Genomic DNA, 19,718 nt, shown 5'->3' with positions numbered 1-19,718 from the left:
TTGTCCACGTCCTGGTATGTTATCGGGAAGGCAGGCCGGTCACTTCGGCGACGAAGTCGGCGATTGCCGCCGTGTCGTCGAGATTGAAGACCGGAAGGGTGGTGTCTTCGACCGGATGGTCGGCAGCGATTGCCACGATGTGCGGATCGGTTGGGGCAAGCGGTTCGCGGTTCTTCGCGTCCAGGCGCCTTGCCTCGATCTTCGGCACAGCTTCGCGTTTATAGCCCTCGATCAGAACAAGATCGCAAGGACCGATGCGGGCCAGTATCTCCTCGAAGGAAGGCTCCGCTGCGCCGCGCAATTCATGCATGATGGCGAACCGGGTGCCGGAGACGATGACGACCTCGGTGGCTCCTGCCTGTCTGTGGCGGTAACTGTCGGCGCCGACCTTGTCGATATCGAAGTCGTGGTGGGCATGCTTGATGGTCGATATGCGATAGCCGCGGCGGGTGAATTCTTCCACCAGCCTCACCGCAAGCCCGGTCTTGCCGGAATTCTTCCAGCCGGAAATGCCAAAGATGCGGGGCAGCTCGCTCATTTTATGCCTTTCTGCAGCAGAGCCTCGGCCTGCGCGAGGTCCTCCGGCGTGTTGATGTTGAAAAACGGATCGAGTGGACCAAGGTCAGTGTCGATCATCGGAAAATCGACGATCACGCGCGGATGCCTGTCGATGAAATCGAAGACACGGCGGTGGTCAGGATCGTCCAGCCAGGCTTCCAGGTCGGAGGCCAGGTTTTTCGGCCACAGGCCAATCACGGGATGGGTTCTGCCACCCGAGGCAGCCAGTATGATCGAGCCCGTGGTCGCGGCAGCGCAAAGGCGCTCGACAAGATCATGGGGCAGGAAAGGCGTGTCACCGGGAACAGTCAGGATATGGCTGCCTTGCGCGTCATGCCGCTCCAGAGCCATCAAACCTGCAAGCACACCGGCGAGGGGACCCGGCCGGTCCGGCAGCAGGTCGGGATAGTTGGGAATGCCGAGATCAAGCGGATAGTCTGACGGCGCATTCGTCCAGACAGGATCGGCCTGGGTTCTCAAGCGGTCCAGGATGTGGGCGATCAATGGTTTGCCGCCCAGAAGCATCTGCGTCTTGTCGCGCCCCATGCGTCGCGACAGGCCGCTGGCAAGAATAATGGCGGGAAGGCGGTCTGGTTCGCTCATCTGCAACCTATGGAGCCTGCCGGATGGCCGGACGATCGAATGGCAGCGACATCATTTCAGCCTCATGTCCCGGTGCAGATTTCAGGGCGGCGTTACTGTGCCTGAGCTGGCCGCCGCCTGGGCCTTGCGTTTGTTTTCCCGGTAGAAGGTGTAAAGGCCCGAAACGATGACGATGGTCGCGCCGACCACTGTCGCCAGTGTCGGCAGTTCGCCGAAGAACACGAAGCCGAGCAGCACAGCCCAGATCAGGCTTATATAACGGAAGGGTGCGATGAAGGAAATTTCGCCGGTCCTCATCGCCATGATGATCGATTGATAGCCGACAAAGAGAAAGCCGGATGCGACTATCAGCGTGCCGAAGGCGCCATAGGAGACCGGCTGCCAACCGCCATAGACCGGGATCAGCAGCAGTCCGGCAAAGGAAATGCTGGCCGCGGTAAACAGCGTGACCGTGAATGAGGAGACATTCGGGTCGATTTTCTTGGTGACAAGGTCACGACCTGCTGCGGTGATCACGCTGATCACCACATAGAGGGCCGCCAGCGTAAAGCCTTCGGGACCTGGCTGAATGATGATCATGACGCCGATGAAGCCGACGCCAATTGCCGTCCAGCGGCGCCAACCGACCGGTTCGCGGAAAAAGAGTGCCGCACCCAGCGTCACGGCAAGCGGCAGCGACTGCAGGATGGCCGATGCGTTGGCAAGCGGGATCTGGCCCAGTGCCGTCAGGAATGTGATCGCGGCGATCGTCTCCAGCGCGATGCGACAGAGGATCAGCGGCTGAAACAGGTTGCGGATGTGATCCAGTGCGCCTAGCCGACGGGCCACGATATAGACCATCAGCGTGGTCAACGCGCCGCGCACGAACATGATCTGGCCGACGGTCATTTCGTCGGTCACGGACTTGGTCAGAGCGTCGTTGAAGGTGAAGCCGGCCATCGAAAGCGCCATCAAGGCTGCGCCTCGCGTATTGTCGGATAATGCCATTTGAAAGGATCCTGAAACTTGCAAGGATCCTTCTAAACGAAGCCCGGAGGCGGTGGTACCGCTTTTCGAACCCAAAACTACAAAAGTTCAGGTATCTGAACTGCCTAAAAGCGCAAAAAACTGAGCACCGATTAACGTTTGCTCAAACTTGCAGGGGGAAGCTCAATGTACCTGTTCCACATGAGGTGGAAACCGCCCGTTTGACGCCGCGCAGATGTTTTCAAGCGTGGGCGCTGACCTCGTTCCGAGGGTTTCATGAGTTTCATCGATCGCCTCCTGCAGAGCCGCAGGATTGTTACGAAAGTGCTCCTTTTTGTCGTGCCGCTCGTTCTGCTGATGGCGGGTGTTGGGCTTCTGGGTTACCGGACAGCCAGCATGCTGAACGGTCATATGACCGTCACCCGCGCCACAATCGGCAATATCAGCGATCTCGAACAGGTTCAGGGCGGTTTGCAGGAGTTCAGTCTCGATCCGACCGACAAGAGCCGCGAAGGTGTCCTGACGGCGGTGGACAAGCAGGAGAATGGCCTCGCCGTGCTGGATGGCGTACTCGCCGGACAGGCGCAGAAGGCCGATCTCAGCGATCTGCGCGCGCTGCCGCAGCGCATGCGCGATCAGACCAAGGCGATGTGGGACAATAAAGAAGAACGCAGCACGCTCGACGCTGGACTGATCGAAGCCGTCGCAGCTCTGCAGGGCGATGGCAAGCAGATCGTCAAGCAGGTGGATTTCGTCCGCAAGGAACTGGCCGACAAGGAACGTTTCGCCAAGGAACTGCTGTTTGATGCATCGGCTTTCCAGTCGCTGATCGATCGTCTCGGCAAGCTGCGGGTCGCGGTACAGATGGGCTTTACGCCGGCCGAACAGTTGGATGAAGCCAAGCTTTATGCCGGTGCGATGCAGAAGGACCTGACCAAGGCCCAGGCAATTGCATCCGACAAGGGCAAGGTGCTGATCGATGAGGTGGCCGGTGCCATGGGCCGGATCGATGCGATCCTGAAATCGAACGATGCCGATGACGTCAAGGCGCAGGGTCTCAACAAGGTTTTGGCGGAGCTTGTGCTGATCGAACAGAAGATCACGCTGCAGGCTTCCAAGAATAGCGATGTCGCCGCCGACCGTTTTGTCGGTCTCGACAAGCTGGTGGCTGACCAGAAGGAACTCATGGGCCTTGTCGACGGCGCTGCCATGGAAATCGCAACCCTGGAACTGCGCATGCAGAAAATGCTTGGCAGTCTGGATGAGGCTTCGCGCGGGATCGTTCTGTCGAACGTCTCGGCGCTTGGCGAGATGGCGGCGCGGATTTCCGAGCTCGGAGCCAAGAACAGCACGCTTCGCGATTTTCCGAAAACCATTGCGCCACGCCTGACGACGATCGAGGACAATTCGCAGGCCTTGCTCAAAGCCGGGGAAAACTGGCAGTCGCTGCGTCTGGCATCGACTGACTATGTCTCAACAGCGATGGCCTCGCTGCGTGACTTCGTCAGCAATGCCCAGGAAGTCGGCAAGGAGGATAGCGAGCGGTCAGCGACCATATCGATCATCACCATGGTGGCCGGTACGCTTCTGGCCATCGTCGGCGGCTTGATGCTGATCGAGACACTGCGGGCGCCATTGAAGCGCATCACCGGGGTGATGTCGCGGCTGGCGAACGGCGATCTGTCCGTGCCGATCGAAGGGCGCAATCGCGGCGACGAAATCGGCGACATGGTCCGTTCGGTGACGGTGTTCCGGGATGCGGCGCTCGAGAACAAGCGGCTTGAAGAAGAGGCAGCGCAATCGCGCGAATTGTCGGCGCGCGAGACGGAACTGCGTGCCGAGGAGCGTGCCCGGGTCGAGGCCGACCAGCGGGCAGCCCTTGAGGCGCTTTCATCGGTGCTGCAGGCGCTTGCCAACGGCCATCTGAATGTCGGCATGCGGGAGGATCTACCGGCAGATTTCGTGGCCATGGCAACAACCTACAACCACGCGGTCGAAGCGCTGCGCGCAACGCTCGAAGACGTGCGCGGCGCCAGCGCCGACATCAATGCCGGTACGGAAAATCTTGCGGTGTCTGCCGACGACCTGGCGCGGCGCACCGAACAACAGGCCGCGGCACTCGAAGAGAGCGTGCGGGCCCTGTCGCATCTGAGCGACGTCGTACGCTCCACGGCTGATGGTGCGGGTCGCACGGCACGCTCCGTCGCGTCGGCGCGCGACCATGCGCGGCAGTCCGGGGTCGTCGTGAAGAAGGCGGTCGAGGCTATGGCCGAGATCAGCCGTTCCTCCGACAAGATCTCGACCATTATCGGGGTCATCGACGAGATTGCCTTCCAGACAAATCTGCTGGCCCTGAACGCGGGCGTCGAGGCAGCGCGGGCCGGCGAAGCGGGGCGCGGCTTTGCCGTCGTCGCCCAGGAAGTCCGTGATCTCGCCCAGCGCTGCGCGAACGCAGCCAAGGAGATCAAGCAGCTGATTTCGGTCAGCGGCGGTCAGGTGAAGTCCGGTGTCGAACTGGTCGAGAATACCGGTGAGGTTCTGCAGACGATCATCAACCAGGTCGAGGAAGTGCAGGGGCTGGTCGAGACGATTTCGGCTGCTACCCGCGAGCAGTCCACCGGCATCAGCGAGGTGACCAGTGCCGTGCGCGACGTCGAGCTGATTACCCAGCAGAACGCCGCGATGGTCGAAGAAAACAATGCGGAAATCCATGGTCTTCGCCAGCGGGTGGAAAACCTGATGGGCAAGATCGAACACTTCCGCACCGAGGCACCTGCTGCACAGCGCCAGCCGATGCGACGGATTGCCTGAGGTCTTCTGACGTAGAAGAAAGCCGGCGGCGGCGTTTAGCCGCCGGTGACGCTCATGTGCCGGCCGACGGCTGGTTTGCGGTGATCGCGGTCGATGATGAAATCGTGCCCCTTGGGCTTGCGGGTGATCGCTTCGTCGATTGCTGCCGACAGATAGGCATTGTCATCCGAGGCGCGCAGCGCGGTGCGCAGGTCTGCGGCATCGTCCTGGCCGAGGCACATATACAGGGTGCCGGTGCAGGTCAGCCGGACGCGATTGCAGCTCTCACAGAAATTATGGGTCAGCGGCGTGATGAAACCGAGCCGACCACCCGTTTCCGCAACTTCGACATAACGCGCCGGTCCGCCCGTCTTGTAGGGGATCTCGTTCAGCGTGAACCGCTCTTCGAGCCTGCTGCGCACGAGTGACAGGGGCAGATACTGATCCGTCCGGTCCTCGCCGGTCTCCCCCATGGGCATGGTTTCGATCAATGTCAGATCCATGCCTTCGGCATGGGCAAATGTCATCAGGTCCGGAATTTCCGCCTCGTTGAAATCCTTCAGCGCAACGGCATTCAGCTTGACATGGATGCCTGCCGCCTGCGCTGCCTTGATGCCTTCGATGACCTTGTCGAATTCCCCCCATCGGGTAATCGACTTGAACTTGGCCGGGTCGAGCGTGTCGAGTGACACATTGATCCGGCGGACCCCGCAATCGGCCAGCTCGGCGGCGTGTTTCGCAAGCTGCGAGCCGTTGGTGGTCAGTGTGAGTTCATCGAGGCCGCCGCCCAGATGCCGCGACAGGCCGCGGATGAGAAACATGATGTTCTTGCGGACCAGGGGCTCCCCACCTGTAAGCCGCAGCTTGCGAACGCCCTTGGCGATGAAGGCGGAACAGAGCCGGTCGAGCTCTTCCAGAGTCAGCAGATCCTTCTTCGGCAGGAAAGTCATGTTTTCCGCCATGCAATAGGTGCAGCGGAAATCGCAGCGATCGGTGACGGAGACACGCAGATAGGTGACGCTGCGACCAAATGGATCGACCATCGGTGCGGTTTGCTCCGCAAGCGGCGCCGCAGTTTGCCATGTGCCAGGGCTGTGATCCAAGTGAGGTCTCCTGATGTTTGCAACAATGTGGGCTTGCACCACTAAAGCGTCAAGCGAAGTGCTTGGATTTGTCGATCAAAATCTCTTGCGCCGGATCTGTCGAGGTCCTACCTGTGCGGCACCATTCAGCGAATTCGATCAAGTGAGAACCGGCATGAGCGACACCTGGCCAAGCGAACTGAAGGTTTCCAAGGACCGCCGTATTCTGACCGTCAGTTTCAGTGACGGCGTGGTCGTGACATTGCCGGCCGAAATGCTGCGCGTCCTGTCGCCCTCGGCCGAGGTGCAGGGGCATGGTCCGGGTCAGAAAGTGACCGTGCCTGGCAAACGCAACGTGGCGATCAAGGCTATGACGCCGACCGGCAATTACGCCGTGCGAATCGGGTTCGACGACGGCCACGATACGGGGATCTTCACCTGGATCTACCTGCGGGAGCTCGGCGAAACCGGCGCTGCGAAGTTTGCCGAATACGAAGGCGAGCTAGCCGCCAAGGGGCTCAGCCGCGATCCGCGCTGACGGCGTCCGGCCCTTCCTCCTCACCAACAATTTCGGCGGCCTGCATCCGCTGGATCAAGCCTTCCATGCTGTCAGCCATTCTCAGGCAGTCCTCCAGCGGCGTCGCGGAAAGCGTGCGCTCGATGAGGTCTGTCTGGATCAACATGGCCTTTTCGGTCAGTACCCTACCTTCAACGGTCAGAAACAATCTCAGGATGCGTTTGTCACGCGGGTCGGGGCGTCGCTCCAGCAGGCCGCGCTTTTCCATCTGCGGCAGCAGCATGCTCATATTGGAACGTCCGACCAGCAGCTTGCGGGCCAGTTCCTGCTGCGAGATCGCCTCGAAGCGGTAGAGATTGATCAGGATATCGAGATGCGGCGGCTTGATGTCGAGGGGGGCCAGCGCGCGTGTCAGGGTCTGTTGCATCAGCTGGCAGGCACGGCCGACGGAGATCCAGCTGCGAAAACGGGGGTGATCCCAAGGGAAGGCTTGATTTTTGTTCATTCTTGTACTTTATTGTTCAATATTGAACATTAACGTGGATCTCCGATTATGACATCCTTCGCTTTCAAGGTCATCCGTTTCGGTTTCTCCCGGCTGGAGGCGCTTTCGCCAAGACTGTCCGGCAGCCTCGCGTTCAAGCTCTTCTGTCGCACACCCGGTCGCCAGCCGAAAGGGGAGAAAGCAAAGCGGGTGTTTGTCGCTGGCCAGCAGAAGCTCGCCAATGCTGCGGTTGTGCGTCTGCCAACCTCTGCCGGCAGCGTCGGCACCTATCATCTGGGAAGCGGCACGGTCCAGCGCGTGGTGCCACGGTTGCTGGTGGTTCATGGATGGGGATCGCGGGCGGAATACCTGACCGATCTAGCTTTCGGGTTGAATACGGCGGGTGCCGATGTGGTCATGCTGGATCTGCCGGGACATGGTGCGTCCAGCGGTCGCCGCCTGGACCTCAGGCTCGCGGCCGAGGCGATCGGTGCTTGTGAGCGACATTATGGTCCGTTTGACGGTGTGGTCGGCCATTCCTTTGGCGGCGCGGCTGTGATGACCGCTGCCGGCGGTGTGTTCGGCGATCGGTCGAGCCTTGGGGCAGGGCGCATCGTGCTGATCGGCGCGCCATCCAGCATGGGCGAGGTATTTGCCGGCTTTGCCTCTGCGATCGGCCTCGGTCGACCGAGTATGGTGGCCATGCGGCAGAGGGCGGAGGACTATGTGGGTGTTGCAGTGGAGCAGCTTGATACGGTCACCGCTGCACGCCGGATCGACCGTCCGCTGTTGGTGATCCATGCCGAGGACGACAAGGAAGTGAATGTCGGGCATGCGCAGCGTTATATCGGCCTTTCGCCCAAGGTACGGCATCTCTGGGCCAATGGTCACGGGCATCGCCGGATCGTCAGCGCACCCGACGTGATCGACGCAGTTGCGGATTTTCTGGTCAGAGACCAGGCGATCAAGGCCAAGCTCAATCGCGCTGTGTCATAGGCGTGTCATCGGTCTTTCCTAGGACGTTGCAACATGGAATGCTGTGTATGGCCACTCATTGGGGGGGGGCGGCAACGCAAAACCGCCATGGAGGGACAGCATGCAGGTGATCCGGACAGTCGAAGACCTGAAGCAGATTTATGGGGATGTGTCCGAGGCTTCAGTTGCCAAGGTGACGCAGGTTCTGACGGCAGAATACCGCCAGATGATCGAGCTTTCACCCTTCGTCGCGCTGGCGACCGTCGGGCCTGAGGGGCTCGACTGCTCGCCTCGCGGAGATCGTGGTTCTGTTGTTCGTGTCGAGGATGAAAAGACGTTGGCGATGCCGGACTGGCGCGGCAACAACCGGGTCGATTCGCTCATCAACATCGTTCGGGATCCACGTGTCGCGTTGATGTTTCTCATTCCAGGCTCTAACACGACGATGCGGGTCAATGGCAAGGCCGTCGTTTCCGTGGAGCCGGACCTTTTGCGCAGCTTCGAGATGGACCAGAAACACCCACGCAGCGTGATCCTGATTTCGATCGACGAAATCTATTTCCAGTGCGCGCGAGCCGTCATGCGCGCGGATTTGTGGAACCCGGGCGTGCAGGTTGATGCAACCAGCTTGCCGACACCGGGCGATCTGCTGAAAGCGGCCAAAGCGGATTTCGACAAGGTGACTTATGATCGCGAATGGCCGGCGCGTGCTGTCAAGACGATGTGGTAGCGTGATGGCGCGGCGGGTGTGCAGCGCTCATCGCATCAGCGCTTGTAAATCAGCCAACTCTTGGTGAAGTCCTTCTTCATCCCGTCTTCATAGAGCCGTGTGCGGTTTCGACCGGTATTCTTGGCGCAATAGAGCGCAATGTCGGATCTGGCGTACAACTCGCCGGCGTCTTCGGCGTCGTTTGCCATGCAATAGCCGAGCGAAATGGTCACAGGACCGTAGTTGACGCCGGTCTTGGAATTCTTGAACGGCGTCGTCTCCAGAGCAATGCGGACGCGCTCGCAGATCTGCTGGACTTCTTCGGCAGTGTTTCCATCAATGATGATGGCAAATTCCTCGCCTCCGGTGCGCGCGACGAAGCAATCCTTGCGGACATTGGCCCGGATCACATTGGCGACGGTCGCCAAAATCTTGTCGCCGACGGGATGGCCGTAGGCGTCGTTGACCTTTTTGAAGTTGTCGATGTCTGCCAGGACGAGGGCGGAGAATGTATGGCTGTCATTGGCGTAGACGGCTGACAGCTTCTCATCGAATGCGCGCCGATTGGCGATGCGGGTCAGCGAGTCCGTGTTGGCGATACGCTTGTACTCGTCCAGTTCCTTGCGGACCTGGTCCATTTCCTGCGATTTCTGCGAAACCTGCGAGACGGTGCTTTCACCATGCGCCATGGTGTTGCCGGTGGCTTCGGTCAGGATGGTGATTGCGCTGCGCAGGATGTCAGCGCTTGAACTGCTTTTCGAGTTGATGCGGCTGTAGGTCTCGCCGAGCAGCTTGTTATAGCTTTCGAGAGAGCTTTGTTCCTGCTGCAGGACCCTGAGCAGGCCTTCCAGTTCGCCGATCAGCTTGGTGTGGGCATTTTCAATCGCGCGGCCCTGATGGCTGCCGAAATACTGCTCGCCGATCGCGTCCAGTTCGTCCTGCGTCGCCTTGCTGCCAAGGGCTGCAAGCTCGCGGGTAAGGGCCGGATTGGAGCCGATATAGGCTTCGTAAAAAAGCTCGTAATTGCGCGGAATGGGAGCGACGCCCATTGTGCGCATTGCGAACGAGATCTGTGCCGCGACGTCAGTTGCCTGCGCTTTGGGCGGTGTCGCCGTAGTCATCGGCCAACTCCAGTAGATTGGTCGGACCTTCTAGTCCCAATAGATTGTTTATCGATAAAAACTTTGAGAATGTTTAATTACATTGGAGTGATAAATCTTTGATGCAAATTCGCACTGCCGTCGGAATTTTGGTTCAAGTCATTGTTTATATAAGTTTCTCGAGGCGTGACGTGCCTGTCGCTCGTCACGCCTGATCGCGATTTAGCCTATCCGAGGTTGAATTCCTGGAAGAAATCATTGCCCTTGTCGTCGGTGACGATGAAGGCGGGGAAATCTTCGACCTCGATCTTCCAGACGGCTTCCATGCCCAGTTCCGGATATTCCAGAACCTCGACCTTGCGGATGCAGTCCTGAGCGAGCCGTGCGGCCGGGCCGCCGATCGAGCCGAGATAGAAACCGCCATGGGTCTTGCAGGCCTCGCGCACGGCGCGCGATCGATTGCCCTTGGCAAGCATGATCATGGAGCCGCCGAAGGACTGGAACTGGTCGACATAACTGTCCATGCGACCGGCCGTGGTCGGGCCGAAGGAGCCGGAGGCAAAGCCGGTCGGGGTCTTGGCAGGACCCGCATAGTAGACCGGATGGTTCTTCATGTAGTCCGGCATGCCTTCGCCCTTTTCCAGCCGCTCGCGGATCTTCGAATGGGCAAGGTCGCGGGCGACGATGATCGTGCCGGTCAGCGACAAGCGCGTCTTCACCGGATGTCTGGAGAGCTCTGCGAGGATCGCGCTCATCGGCTGGTTGAGATCGATCTTGACCATCGAGGAGGACAGGGCGGTCTCGTCGATCTCCGGCATGTATTTCGAAGGATCGGTTTCGAGCTGCTCGATATAGATGCCATCACGGGTGATCTTGCCCATGGCCTGGCGGTCGGCGGAACAGGAGACGCCAAGCCCGATCGGCAGCGATGCGCCGTGGCGGGGCAAGCGGATGACGCGCACGTCATGGCAGAAATACTTGCCACCGAACTGGGCGCCGACACCCATCTGCTGGGTCAGCTTGTGGATTTCCTTCTCCATCTCGATATCCCGGAAGGCATGCCCGCTTTCGGAGCCCTCCGTGGGAAGACAGTCGAGATAGCGCGCCGAGGCGAGCTTGACCGTTTTCAGCGTCATCTCGGCGGACAGGCCGCCGATGACGATCGCCAGATGGTAGGGCGGACAGGCTGCCGTACCCAGTGTCAGGATCTTCTCCTTGAGGAAGTCGATCATGCGGTCATGGGTCAGCAGCGAGGGAGTGCCCTGATAGAGGAAGGTCTTGTTGGCCGAGCCGCCGCCCTTGGCCATGAACAGGAACTTGTAGGCATCCTCGCCCTCTTCGTAGAGGTCGATCTGGGCGGGAAGGTTTGTCTTGGTGTTCTTTTCCTCAAACATCCGGATTGGCGCAAGCTGCGAATAGCGCAAGTTACGGCGCTCATAGGCGTCGCGCACGCCAGCGGCCAGCGCCTCGTAGTCGCCGCCATCGGTCCAGACGCGACGGCCCTTCTTGCCCATGACGATAGCGGTGCCGGTATCCTGGCACATCGGAAGTACACCGCCGGCTGCGATATTGGCATTCTTCAGCAGGTCATAGGCGACGAAACGGTCGTTGTCGGTCGCTTCCGGGTCTTCGAGGATCGAAGCGAGCTGCTTCAGGTGGCCCGGGCGCAGCAGGTGGTTGATGTCGGACAGGGCCGTCTCTGCCAGCAGCCTCAGACCTTCCGGCTCCACGGTCAGGATTTCCTGGCCCTTGAAGGTGTCGATGGACACGTAGTCGGAGGTCAGCTTTCGGTAGGGGATCTTGTCTTCGCCAAGAGGAAAAAGGTCGTCAGCCATCAGTCAAGAGCCTTTCGGGCGCAGGGGGTCGGATGGCGGTGTTTACGGCGATGGCGGTTAAATTTCAATGATTCTAAAGAGGGAGAGGCGGAGTCGGCGACCGCTTATGCCAGATCGCCCAGTGTCCTCAGGAAGGTTGCAGCATTGACGCTCTCGCGGCCCGTCAGGCCCAGGCTGCTTTCATAGGCCTTCTTCAGTTCCAGCTCGAATTGGTGCTGGTTGAATGCCGTCAGCCAGAGGATCATCGCCTCCTGCACGATCTGACTGGCATTGGCAAAACGACCGGCACCGATCAGATCCTCGATCCGGGCAGCGATGTCCGGATCGAGGTAGATCGTCAGCGGTTGTTTGGCGATCTCCAACATGAGATGTAATTTAGCATGACCGCACATATTGCGAAACGATTCAACTGCGACTGTGCACAGTTTTGATTGGCCGTCGGCCCGTCTTCAGTTTGGCGCGATCATCAGTTCCGGCCGCACATACTGGTCGAATTCCTCGTTGGTCAGATAGCCGCCGCCGACGGTCTCCTCACGCAGGGTCGTGCCGTTCTTGTGCGCGGTCTTGGCGATCTTGGCGCATGTGTCGTAGCCGAGCTTGCCGTTCAGCGCGGTCACCAGCATGAGTGAATTCTCGACGCCCTTGCGAATGTTGTCTTCGCGCGCCTCGATACCGACGACGCAGTTGTCGGTGAAGGAGACGGCAGCATCCCCGAGGAGCTGGACCGACTGCAGAAAGTTGTAGGCCATCATCGGATTGAAGACATTCAGTTCGAAATGGCCCTGGCTGCCAGCGAAGGTAATCGCGGCGTTGTTGCCGAAGATATGGGCGCAGACCTGGGTAAGGGCTTCCGACTGGGTCGGATTGACCTTGCCCGGCATGATCGACGAGCCGGGCTCGTTTTCCGGCAGTGACAGTTCGCCCAGACCGGCGCGCGGCCCGGAACCGAGGAAGCGGATGTCGTTGGCGATCTTGAACAAGGCTGCGGCAGCGGCATTGATGGCGCCATGCGCAAACACCATCGCGTCGTGCGCTGCAAGCGCCTCGAATTTGTTGGGCGCTGTGACAAACGGTATCGAGGTGATCTTAGCGATCTCCTCCGCCACTTTCTCGGCAAAGCCAATCGGTGCGTTCAAACCGGTGCCGACTGCGGTGCCGCCCTGGGCCAATTCGTAGAGGCCCGGCAGGGTCAGCTCGATGCGCTTGATTGATGACGCGACCTGCGCGGCGTAACCGGAGAATTCCTGGCCAAGCGTCAGTGGTGTTGCGTCCTGGGTATGGGTGCGGCCGATCTTGATGATATGCGCAAAGGCCTTGGCCTTGGCGTCGAGCGCCTCGTGCAGATGCTTGAGGCCGGGAAGCAGGTGATGAATGACATACTCTGCCGCCGCGATATGCATGGCAGTCGGATAGGTATCGTTCGACGATTGGCTCATATTGACATGGTCATTCGGGTGGACCGGCTGCTTTGAGCCCATGACGCCGCCGAGCATTTCTATGGCCCGGTTGGAGATGACTTCGTTGGCATTCATGTTGGACTGGGTGCCGGACCCCGTCTGCCAGACGACAAGCGGGAAATGCTCGTTGAGCTTGCCGTCGATGACCTCTTGCGCCGCCTCGACAATCACGCCGCCGATGGAGGAGTCGAGCTTGCCGAGTGCCATGTTGGCGCGGGCTGCCGCTTGTTTGACGATGCCGAGGGCACGAACCACCGGAAGGGGCTGCTTCTCCCAGCCGATCTTGAAATTGCCGAGAGAGCGCTCCGCCTGAGCACCCCAATAGCGGTCAGAGGCAACGCTGATGGGGCCGAAGGTATCGGTTTCGGTACGGGTGGTCATGGTCGTCCTGCTTTCGCTCTGGCGCTTTCGCGTCATCGGTGGATCGTCGAATTGCCGGTACACATTATCTAGGTCCGATATCTCCCAGCGCAACCGCATAACAATAAGATGAGAATTTCTGTCAAGATGCCAGATGCGGCAAATTTCATTGTGCCCATCGCCATGCGCGACATGTGATTGTTTCTGACATGTTGCCGATCGCCGGCCCTAGTCGTGAATGTCGGCGCCTGCTATTGCCTTTGCAGGCACGGCGACGATACGCCCAGCTGCTGGCGTTGTGTCATATTCGGCACGGATCACAACAATTTGTGCGTGGCAGCACCCGGCAGCGCCCGTGCCACGGTTCTGCTCATATTTGTCGTCAATCAAAAATTAACGAATATTTCCATTTAGTTTGCTGTGTCTATCGGGTGCTTCGTGCAGCCGAGTCACACAAAGTTGAGACCCTCTTTCGGATCCAAGTACCCGGGTACAACTTTTCAAGCAAAAGCCGATCGGCTAGTGATCCGCCAACCGGCTGTCGATGCCACGAGTCCTGGTGACTCGCATATTGAAATGAGAGCGAGAATGACGAGAAACAGCAAATTCGTGGTAACCGCGCTTCTGGCCGCGGCCACTGCCCTTGGCGGTCTTCCTCACGAGGCCGGCGCGACGACGCTTCTCGATCTTCTTCGCGGCGGCCCGGGAAAACAGACGAAGCGGCAGGCTGCATCGGCAGCACTCGAACAGCAGGCGCAAGGCGGCCTCGAAATGGGCGACCCGGAGCCGCTGCCGAAGGTTTCCGGACCGCGCTACTATACCTACAAGCCTGATGCCCAGCGCGCGATCCAGGTCAAGCTGCCGGTTGCCTCCGAAGGGGTTCAGGCGCCGGAAGGCCAGGTCCTAGGGGCTCGTCGCTTCCTGACGGAAGCGTCCGTGCGTGCGACCGATGACGTCGCCAAGATCGTTGAGGGCTATTATGGCAATCCGAACAAGCCGCTGATCTGGGTGACCGATGCAGCGCTTACGGAACGTGCGCATCAGATGATCGATGCGCTTTCCCATGCTGCCGACGCCGGCCTTTCGCCGGAAGACTATGCGGTCGTCACTCCAGCAGATTCTGGCGATCCGGCTGACCCGGAAAAGCGCCAGCGGGAGTTGATGGCTTTCGAGCTTGCGCTGTCAGCCAAGGTTCTGACCTATGTCAACGATACCACCCGAGGTCGCGTCGATCCGAACAAGATTTCCGGCTATCACGATTTCAAGCGCAAGGGTGTCAATCTCGCGCCCGTGCTGGACATGCTGCGACTGAGCCCGGATGTCGGCGCCTATTTGCGCAACCGTGATCCGCGCAATGCCGAATATGCCGCTCTGCGGACTGAACTCCTTCGCTTGCGGGCAGAAGACAGCAAATCTGCACCCGTCATAAAGGTTGCTCCGGGGACGCTGCTGAAGCCCGGCCAGATCAATCCCGAGCTTGCCAATGTTATCGGCCTGTTGAAACAGGTTGGTTCCGATACCCTCAAGAGCCAACATGCCGCCGTCCTGGCTTCCTATGCCGGTGCACCGGAATATTCACCTGATCTGGTCGCTTTGGTTGAAGCGTTCCAGGCGGAGAAAGGCCTGAAAGCCGATGGCGTCGTCGGTCCGGCAACGGTCCGGGCCATGACGGGGCACAGCAATGCCGAGAAGATCCAGAAGCTGATCGTTGCCATGGAGCAGATCCGTTGGCTGCCAGCCGATCTGGGCCAGCGGTATGTCTTCATCAATCAGCCCGCTTACACCGCCTATTACATCAATGACGGCCGCGAGCAGTTGAACATGCGGGTCGTTGTCGGCTCGCGTTCGAACCAGACCTATTTCTTCCAGGACCAGATCGAGACGGTGGAATTCAATCCCTACTGGGGCGTTCCGAAGTCGATCATCATCAACGAGATGCTGCCGAAGCTGCGGTCCGACCCGAGCTATCTCGACCGGCTGGGCTATGAGGTGAGCTATGGCGGCCGCAAGGTCGCTTCGAGCCAGATCGACTGGTACACGACACATTCGGTCGATGTGCGTCAGCCGCCAGGTGGCGACAATGCGCTCGGTGAACTGAAGATCCTGTTCCCGAACGACCATGCCATCTACATGCACGACACGCCGTCGAAGAGCTTCTTCAAGCGCGACATGCGGGCACTGAGCCACGGTTGCGTGCGTCTCGCAGAGCCACGTGTCATGGCTGCTGCCGTCATGGGCACCACGGTCGAGGAAATCGGCAAGCAGATCGCCTCTGGCCAGAACCGTGCCGTGCAGGTTCCGCAGAAGATCCCGGTCTATGTGTCTTATTTCACCGCCTGGCCGAACAAGGACGGCGTCGTCCAGTTCTTTGACGATGTCTACGGCCGCGACGAAGCTGTTGGCAAAGCGTTCGCCACCACAACGGATGCCCGTACGCCCGGGGCCTGAACGAAGATCTCGCGGTAGCGGTCTACAAAATTGAACTGGCGGGCCTTGGCCCGCCATTTTTCATTGGGCGTGTCGCAATCGGTTCAGGCGTTTTCCACCAGTTCATGAACGAGGGCGACCGTCAGTTCATCGAAGTGGTTGATGATACGGCTCGCGCCGAGGGCTTCGATCGGGGTGTCGGAATAGCCGAAGGGGACCGCGATCGACGGGATGCCGGCATTGCGGGCAGCCAGGATGTCGTTGACGCTGTCGCCGATCATCAATGCGCGCCTGGGGTTTCCGCCGGCTTTTTCGATGGTCCCGGTGAGATGTCCGGCATCCGGCTTGCGGACCGCAAATGTGTCTCCACCGGTGATCGCCGCGAAGTGATGTGTCAGACCCAGCTTGTCAATCAGGGGACGCGCAAGTTCTTCCATCTTGTTGGTGCAGACAGCCAGGGTGAAACCCTCTGTGGCAAGACGCTCCAGTGCTGCGACAAGTCCGGGGTAGGGGCGGCTTTCACCCGGCATGCCGGACTTGTAGTGATTGATGAAGTGTTCAAGCAAGGCCGGCAGTTGTGCATCGTCGAGCGGCACACCCCGGAGCGCGAAAGCGCGTGCGATCATCACGCGTGCGCCTTGACCGACGAGGTGAGTGAGGTCGCTGTAGCCGACCGGCGCAAGGTCGTGGATCGCGATCGTGTGGTTCAGGCTGGCGACGAGATCCGGTGCTGTGTCGACAAGTGTGCCGTCGAGATCGAAGACGATGGTCGTTTGTGTCACGCGGAGGCTCCATTCGCTTGAGCGGCAAGGTCTGTTCGGCGTTAGGGGAAATCCTCCGAAAAGGCAACGGCGGCGGTATGGTGAGGGCTTTCGTTTGTCGGAGGAGGCGTGTAAACAGCTTCCGACGAAATGGATGGGAGCTTTTGGCGCATGGACGCCCGCGAAATGAAGATCAAGGCCGCAGCCGCGGCTCTGGAGCATGTCGAAGACGGCATGCGCCTTGGTATCGGTACCGGTTCGACCGCGGAAGAGTTCGTTCGCCTGCTTGCGGAAAAAGTGGCGGCCGGCATCAAGGTTCAGGGTGTGCCTACATCCGAGCGGACTGCGCGTCTTTGTGTCGAGTTGGGCGTGCCACTGAAATCGCTCGACGAACTGCCGGAGCTTGATCTGACCATCGATGGTGCCGACGAAATCGATCAGCGCCTGACCCTGATCAAGGGCGGTGGCGGCGCGCTGCTGCGCGAAAAGATCGTCGCCGCGGCGTCTCGGCGGATGATCGTAATTGCCGACGAGACCAAGGTGGTGGACACGCTTGGTCATTACCCATTGCCGATTGAAATCAATCCTTTCGGTCAGGTGTCCACGCGTGTCGCGATCGAAAAGCTCGCATCGCGCCTTGGTCTGACCGGCGCGCTGACGCTACGGGCCAGAGGCGACGACGGCGTCTTCATGACCGACGGTGGACATCTCATTCTCGACGCATCTTTTGGCCGTATTCCTGATGCAGACGCTTTGGCTAGCCAGCTCAATGCCATTCCCGGAGTTGTGGAACACGGTCTATTCATCAACTTGGCCTCTCTTGCCATCATCGCCGGTCCGGCGGGTGCGCGGGTGATGGAGCCGAAAAACTAAACAGGAGCACTGAATTTCATGATCAGCTTTTCGGGTATGAGCCGTTTCGGATCGGTCGCCGTTATTGCCGGCGGCGTGATGCTGGGGGCGATCTCCGCCAAGGCGCAGGACGTGGCGCCTGAGCACATTCAGGCCGCGCGTGCGGCGATCGCATCGCTTGGCGTGACCGATCGATTTGACGCCATCCTGCCGAATGTCATGAACCGCCTGGCGGGTCAGCTGATTCTGGCTTACCCCAATCTGCAGGACATCATTTCCGCCAAGGTCGAGGAAGAAGCGTTGAAGCTTGCGCCGCGTCGCGCTGATCTCGAGCAGGAATCGGCCCTGGTTTATGCCAAGGCTTTCTCCGTCGAAGAACTGCAGGCGATCACCGCATTCTATAGCAGCGATGCTGGCAAGAAGCTTCTCAAGGATGGCCCGATCGCCACCCGCGAACTGCTGAAGGCTGCCGACATCTGGACGTCGGGCATTGCCCGCGACCTGGAAAAGCAGGCCAATGAAGCGCTGCTAAAGGAAGTTGGAGCGACGCAGCCTGCCGTCGCGCCGCCTACGGATGCACCCAAGCCGTAATCTGCTGATTTCAAGCGAATAGATGAAGCCCGGACCCTGGTCCGGGCTTTTCTTTTGGGCTCCACCCACCCTATATCAGGGCCGTCCCGTGCGTTGGGGCGGCAAGGAGAAAAAATGTCCAGTTTCGACTATGACCTGTTTGTAATCGGTGGTGGTTCCGGCGGCGTGCGCAGTGCGCGTCTGGCGGCATCGCTTGGCAAAAAGGTTGCGATTGCGGAAGAATATCGCTTCGGTGGCACCTGTGTCATTCGCGGCTGCGTGCCGAAGAAACTGTTCGTCTACGCCTCGCAGTTCCACGAGCATTTCGAGGACGCGGCCGGTTATGGCTGGACAGTGGGCGAAAGCACATTTGACTGGACGAAACTGATTGCCGCAAAGGACCTGGAGATTGCCCGTCTCGAAGGCCTGTACCGTAAAGGCCTGGACAATGCCGGCGCCGAGATCGTCGAGTCGCGTGCCGAACTTGTCGGTCCGAACAGTGTGCTGATCAGGAAAACAGGCAAAGTCGTCACCGCCGAGAAGATCGTCATCGCAGTCGGCGGCGGTGCCAATCCGCATGCGGCCCTGCCTGGTCATGAACTCTGCATCACCTCGAACGAAGCTTTCCATCTGGAAAAGCTGCCGCGTTCGATCTTGATCGCAGGCGGCGGCTATATCGCTGTGGAATTTGCCAATATCTTCCACGGACTCGGTGTCGAAACGACACTGATCTATCGCGGTGCCGAAATTCTGAGCCGGTTCGACCACGATATGCGCCGTGGCCTGCATGAGGCGATGGAAGCCAAGGGCATCCGGATCCTGTGCCATGACCATATCCAGTCGGTGGCTAAGGCTACAAGCGGTGGTCTCGAGGTCGAGACGATGAACAACGGCCAGCTTGCCGTCGAGCAGGTCATGCTGGCACTCGGTCGCGATCCCTATACGAAGGGCCTCGGGCTTGAAGCGGCTGGCGTTGCCACCAACGAGCGTGGGGCTATCGTCGTCGATGCCTATTCGCGCACCAATGTGGCGGGTATCTTCGCACTCGGCGACGTGACCGATCGCGTGCAGTTGACGCCGGTCGCCATCCATGAGGCGATGTGCTTCATCGAGACGGAATACAGGAACAATCCGACGTCGCCCGACCATGAGCTGATCGCGACCGCAGTATTTTCGCAGCCGGAGATTGGCACTGTCGGCATGTCGGAAGATGAGGCGGCGAAGCGCTTCGATGAAATCGAAGTCTATCGCGCACAGTTCCGCCCGATGAAGGCAACGCTGTCCGGTCGTGCCGAAAAGATGATCATGAAGCTGATCGTCAACGCTGCCGATCGCAAGGTGGTCGGCGCGCACATTCTCGGTCATGACGCCGGCGAAATGGCGCAGCTCCTCGGCATTACGTTGAAGGCCGGTTGCACGAAGGATGATTTCGACCGGACCATGGCGGTGCATCCAACGGCGGCGGAAGAACTGGTGACGATGTATAGCCCGAGCTATCGCATCAAGAATGGTGAACGGATCTGACCAGTGAAGACCTGCGCCGCTCCAAGGACGGCGTGTGATACCGTTTAAGACAAACAGGCGCTGCAATGCCGCGCCTGTTTGTGATGGAATTCTGTTCAAGCTTCGTTCGTCTGCCCCGCAGGCTTCAAGCCCATGCCAGCACCGGTGC

At 59.6% G+C, this 19,718-nt stretch carries 18 protein-coding genes; 8 read left to right on the top strand and 10 right to left on the bottom strand.

What is annotated here, in order from left to right; genetic code table 11:
• Positions 1-19: 19 nt before the first annotated feature.
• The 3 genes from mobB to GVK95_RS07480 all read right to left on the bottom strand — a co-directional run bounded on the left by mobB (position 20) and on the right by GVK95_RS07480 (position 2,148).
• Complete coding sequence (gene mobB, locus GVK95_RS07490) at positions 20-538, bottom strand: molybdopterin-guanine dinucleotide biosynthesis protein B (protein ID WP_159948121.1); 519 nt, start codon at positions 536-538, stop codon at positions 20-22.
• On the bottom strand, positions 535-1,161 hold the full coding sequence (gene mobA / locus GVK95_RS07485) for a molybdenum cofactor guanylyltransferase MobA (protein WP_159948119.1): 627 nt from the start codon (positions 1,159-1,161) through the stop codon (positions 535-537). Before mobA ends, mobB begins: the two co-directional genes overlap by 4 nt.
• Before the next feature lie 81 nt (positions 1,162-1,242).
• Positions 1,243-2,148 (bottom strand): DMT family transporter, encoded by a 906-nt coding sequence (locus tag GVK95_RS07480; RefSeq protein WP_200844235.1) that lies wholly within the window; start codon positions 2,146-2,148, stop codon positions 1,243-1,245.
• 255 nt (positions 2,149-2,403) lie between these two features.
• Between GVK95_RS07480 and GVK95_RS07475 the strand changes: the two genes are divergently transcribed.
• Complete coding sequence (locus GVK95_RS07475) at positions 2,404-4,938, top strand: methyl-accepting chemotaxis protein (RefSeq protein WP_159948117.1); 2,535 nt, start codon at positions 2,404-2,406, stop codon at positions 4,936-4,938.
• A gap of 35 nt (positions 4,939-4,973) precedes the next feature.
• Here GVK95_RS07475 and moaA read toward each other — a convergent pair whose 3' ends face one another.
• On the bottom strand, positions 4,974-5,960 hold the full coding sequence (moaA, locus tag GVK95_RS07470; RefSeq protein ID WP_244618705.1) for a GTP 3',8-cyclase MoaA: 987 nt from the start codon (positions 5,958-5,960) through the stop codon (positions 4,974-4,976).
• Between the two features lie 214 nt (positions 5,961-6,174).
• Here moaA and GVK95_RS07465 point away from each other — a divergent pair, with 214 nt between their 5' ends.
• Positions 6,175-6,537, top strand: coding sequence for a DUF971 domain-containing protein (locus tag GVK95_RS07465; protein WP_159948113.1), 363 nt, complete (start codon positions 6,175-6,177; stop codon positions 6,535-6,537).
• Here the strand turns inward: GVK95_RS07465 and GVK95_RS07460 are convergent.
• Positions 6,518-7,021: a MarR family transcriptional regulator gene (locus GVK95_RS07460; RefSeq protein WP_159948111.1), complete on the bottom strand. Its 504-nt coding sequence runs from the start codon at positions 7,019-7,021 to the stop codon at positions 6,518-6,520. The two genes, GVK95_RS07465 and GVK95_RS07460, sit on opposite strands and share 20 nt — an antisense overlap.
• Before the next feature lie 48 nt (positions 7,022-7,069).
• Between GVK95_RS07460 and GVK95_RS07455 the strand changes: the two genes are divergently transcribed.
• Both GVK95_RS07455 and GVK95_RS07450 read left to right on the top strand, forming a co-directional pair.
• A complete protein-coding gene (locus tag GVK95_RS07455; protein WP_159948109.1) occupies positions 7,070-7,996 on the top strand; it encodes an alpha/beta hydrolase in 927 nt (308 codons plus the stop codon).
• A 100-nt stretch (positions 7,997-8,096) separates the two neighbouring features.
• The gene (locus GVK95_RS07450) at positions 8,097-8,705 is read left to right on the top strand and encodes a pyridoxamine 5'-phosphate oxidase family protein (RefSeq protein WP_159948107.1); all 609 of its coding nucleotides are present in this window, start codon (positions 8,097-8,099) and stop codon (positions 8,703-8,705) included.
• 35 nt (positions 8,706-8,740) lie between these two features.
• Here the strand turns inward: GVK95_RS07450 and GVK95_RS07445 are convergent, their stop codons facing one another.
• The 4 genes from GVK95_RS07445 to fumC form a co-directional block, all read right to left on the bottom strand.
• A complete protein-coding gene (locus tag GVK95_RS07445) occupies positions 8,741-9,805 on the bottom strand; it encodes a GGDEF domain-containing protein (RefSeq protein WP_159948105.1) in 1,065 nt (354 codons plus the stop codon).
• 206 nt (positions 9,806-10,011) lie between these two features.
• Complete coding sequence (locus GVK95_RS07440) at positions 10,012-11,619, bottom strand: fumarate hydratase (RefSeq protein ID WP_159948094.1); 1,608 nt, start codon at positions 11,617-11,619, stop codon at positions 10,012-10,014.
• 104 nt (positions 11,620-11,723) lie between these two features.
• Positions 11,724-11,984: a hypothetical protein gene (locus tag GVK95_RS07435; protein ID WP_159948092.1), complete on the bottom strand. Its 261-nt coding sequence runs from the start codon at positions 11,982-11,984 to the stop codon at positions 11,724-11,726.
• A gap of 84 nt (positions 11,985-12,068) precedes the next feature.
• Complete coding sequence (fumC, locus tag GVK95_RS07430; protein WP_348532448.1) at positions 12,069-13,493, bottom strand: class II fumarate hydratase; 1,425 nt, start codon at positions 13,491-13,493, stop codon at positions 12,069-12,071.
• 531 nt (positions 13,494-14,024) lie between these two features.
• On the opposite strand from fumC, the gene GVK95_RS07425 reads away from it, so the two are divergent.
• The gene (locus GVK95_RS07425; RefSeq protein ID WP_159948088.1) at positions 14,025-15,884 is read left to right on the top strand and encodes a murein L,D-transpeptidase; all 1,860 of its coding nucleotides are present in this window, start codon (positions 14,025-14,027) and stop codon (positions 15,882-15,884) included.
• A gap of 83 nt (positions 15,885-15,967) precedes the next feature.
• Here GVK95_RS07425 and GVK95_RS07420 read toward each other — a convergent pair whose 3' ends face one another.
• The gene (locus GVK95_RS07420; protein ID WP_159948086.1) at positions 15,968-16,645 is read right to left on the bottom strand and encodes an HAD family hydrolase; all 678 of its coding nucleotides are present in this window, start codon (positions 16,643-16,645) and stop codon (positions 15,968-15,970) included.
• Positions 16,646-16,795: 150 nt separating this feature from the next.
• On the opposite strand from GVK95_RS07420, the gene rpiA reads away from it, so the two are divergent.
• The 3 genes from rpiA to gor all read left to right on the top strand — a co-directional run bounded on the left by rpiA (position 16,796) and on the right by gor (position 19,570).
• The gene (rpiA, locus tag GVK95_RS07415; protein WP_159948085.1) at positions 16,796-17,497 is read left to right on the top strand and encodes a ribose-5-phosphate isomerase RpiA; all 702 of its coding nucleotides are present in this window, start codon (positions 16,796-16,798) and stop codon (positions 17,495-17,497) included.
• Between the two features lie 18 nt (positions 17,498-17,515).
• On the top strand, positions 17,516-18,067 hold the full coding sequence (locus GVK95_RS07410) for a DUF2059 domain-containing protein (protein WP_159948083.1): 552 nt from the start codon (positions 17,516-17,518) through the stop codon (positions 18,065-18,067).
• Positions 18,068-18,181: 114 nt separating this feature from the next.
• On the top strand, positions 18,182-19,570 hold the full coding sequence (gor, locus tag GVK95_RS07405) for a glutathione-disulfide reductase (protein WP_159948081.1): 1,389 nt from the start codon (positions 18,182-18,184) through the stop codon (positions 19,568-19,570).
• Positions 19,571-19,718: the final 148 nt, after the last annotated feature.

The sequence above is a fragment of the Rhizobium sp. 18065 genome, from assembly GCF_902706095.1.
Taxonomy (GTDB): Bacteria; Pseudomonadota; Alphaproteobacteria; order Rhizobiales; family Rhizobiaceae; genus Allorhizobium.
This window is presented reverse-complemented; position numbering and strand designations above follow the sequence as displayed.

Coding starts and splice junctions, on each gene's coding strand:
- GVK95_RS07440 (WP_159948094.1), bottom strand. CDS start 11,619: ATGGCTGACGACCTTTTTCCTCTTGGCGAAGACAAGATCCCCTACCGA.
- GVK95_RS07450 (WP_159948107.1), top strand. CDS start 8,097: ATGCAGGTGATCCGGACAGTCGAAGACCTGAAGCAGATTTATGGGGAT.
- GVK95_RS07475 (WP_159948117.1), top strand. CDS start 2,404: ATGAGTTTCATCGATCGCCTCCTGCAGAGCCGCAGGATTGTTACGAAA.
- GVK95_RS07410 (WP_159948083.1), top strand. CDS start 17,516: ATGATCAGCTTTTCGGGTATGAGCCGTTTCGGATCGGTCGCCGTTATT.
- rpiA (WP_159948085.1), top strand. CDS start 16,796: ATGGACGCCCGCGAAATGAAGATCAAGGCCGCAGCCGCGGCTCTGGAG.
- GVK95_RS07435 (WP_159948092.1), bottom strand. CDS start 11,984: ATGTTGGAGATCGCCAAACAACCGCTGACGATCTACCTCGATCCGGAC.
- gor (WP_159948081.1), top strand. CDS start 18,182: ATGTCCAGTTTCGACTATGACCTGTTTGTAATCGGTGGTGGTTCCGGC.
- GVK95_RS07465 (WP_159948113.1), top strand. CDS start 6,175: ATGAGCGACACCTGGCCAAGCGAACTGAAGGTTTCCAAGGACCGCCGT.
- mobA (WP_159948119.1), bottom strand. CDS start 1,161: ATGAGCGAACCAGACCGCCTTCCCGCCATTATTCTTGCCAGCGGCCTG.
- GVK95_RS07460 (WP_159948111.1), bottom strand. CDS start 7,021: ATGAACAAAAATCAAGCCTTCCCTTGGGATCACCCCCGTTTTCGCAGC.
- GVK95_RS07455 (WP_159948109.1), top strand. CDS start 7,070: ATGACATCCTTCGCTTTCAAGGTCATCCGTTTCGGTTTCTCCCGGCTG.
- GVK95_RS07445 (WP_159948105.1), bottom strand. CDS start 9,805: ATGACTACGGCGACACCGCCCAAAGCGCAGGCAACTGACGTCGCGGCA.
- GVK95_RS07425 (WP_159948088.1), top strand. CDS start 14,025: ATGACGAGAAACAGCAAATTCGTGGTAACCGCGCTTCTGGCCGCGGCC.
- mobB (WP_159948121.1), bottom strand. CDS start 538: ATGAGCGAGCTGCCCCGCATCTTTGGCATTTCCGGCTGGAAGAATTCC.
- moaA (WP_244618705.1), bottom strand. CDS start 5,960: ATGGTCGATCCATTTGGTCGCAGCGTCACCTATCTGCGTGTCTCCGTC.
- fumC (WP_348532448.1), bottom strand. CDS start 13,493: ATGACGCGAAAGCGCCAGAGCGAAAGCAGGACGACCATGACCACCCGT.
- GVK95_RS07480 (WP_200844235.1), bottom strand. CDS start 2,148: ATGGCATTATCCGACAATACGCGAGGCGCAGCCTTGATGGCGCTTTCG.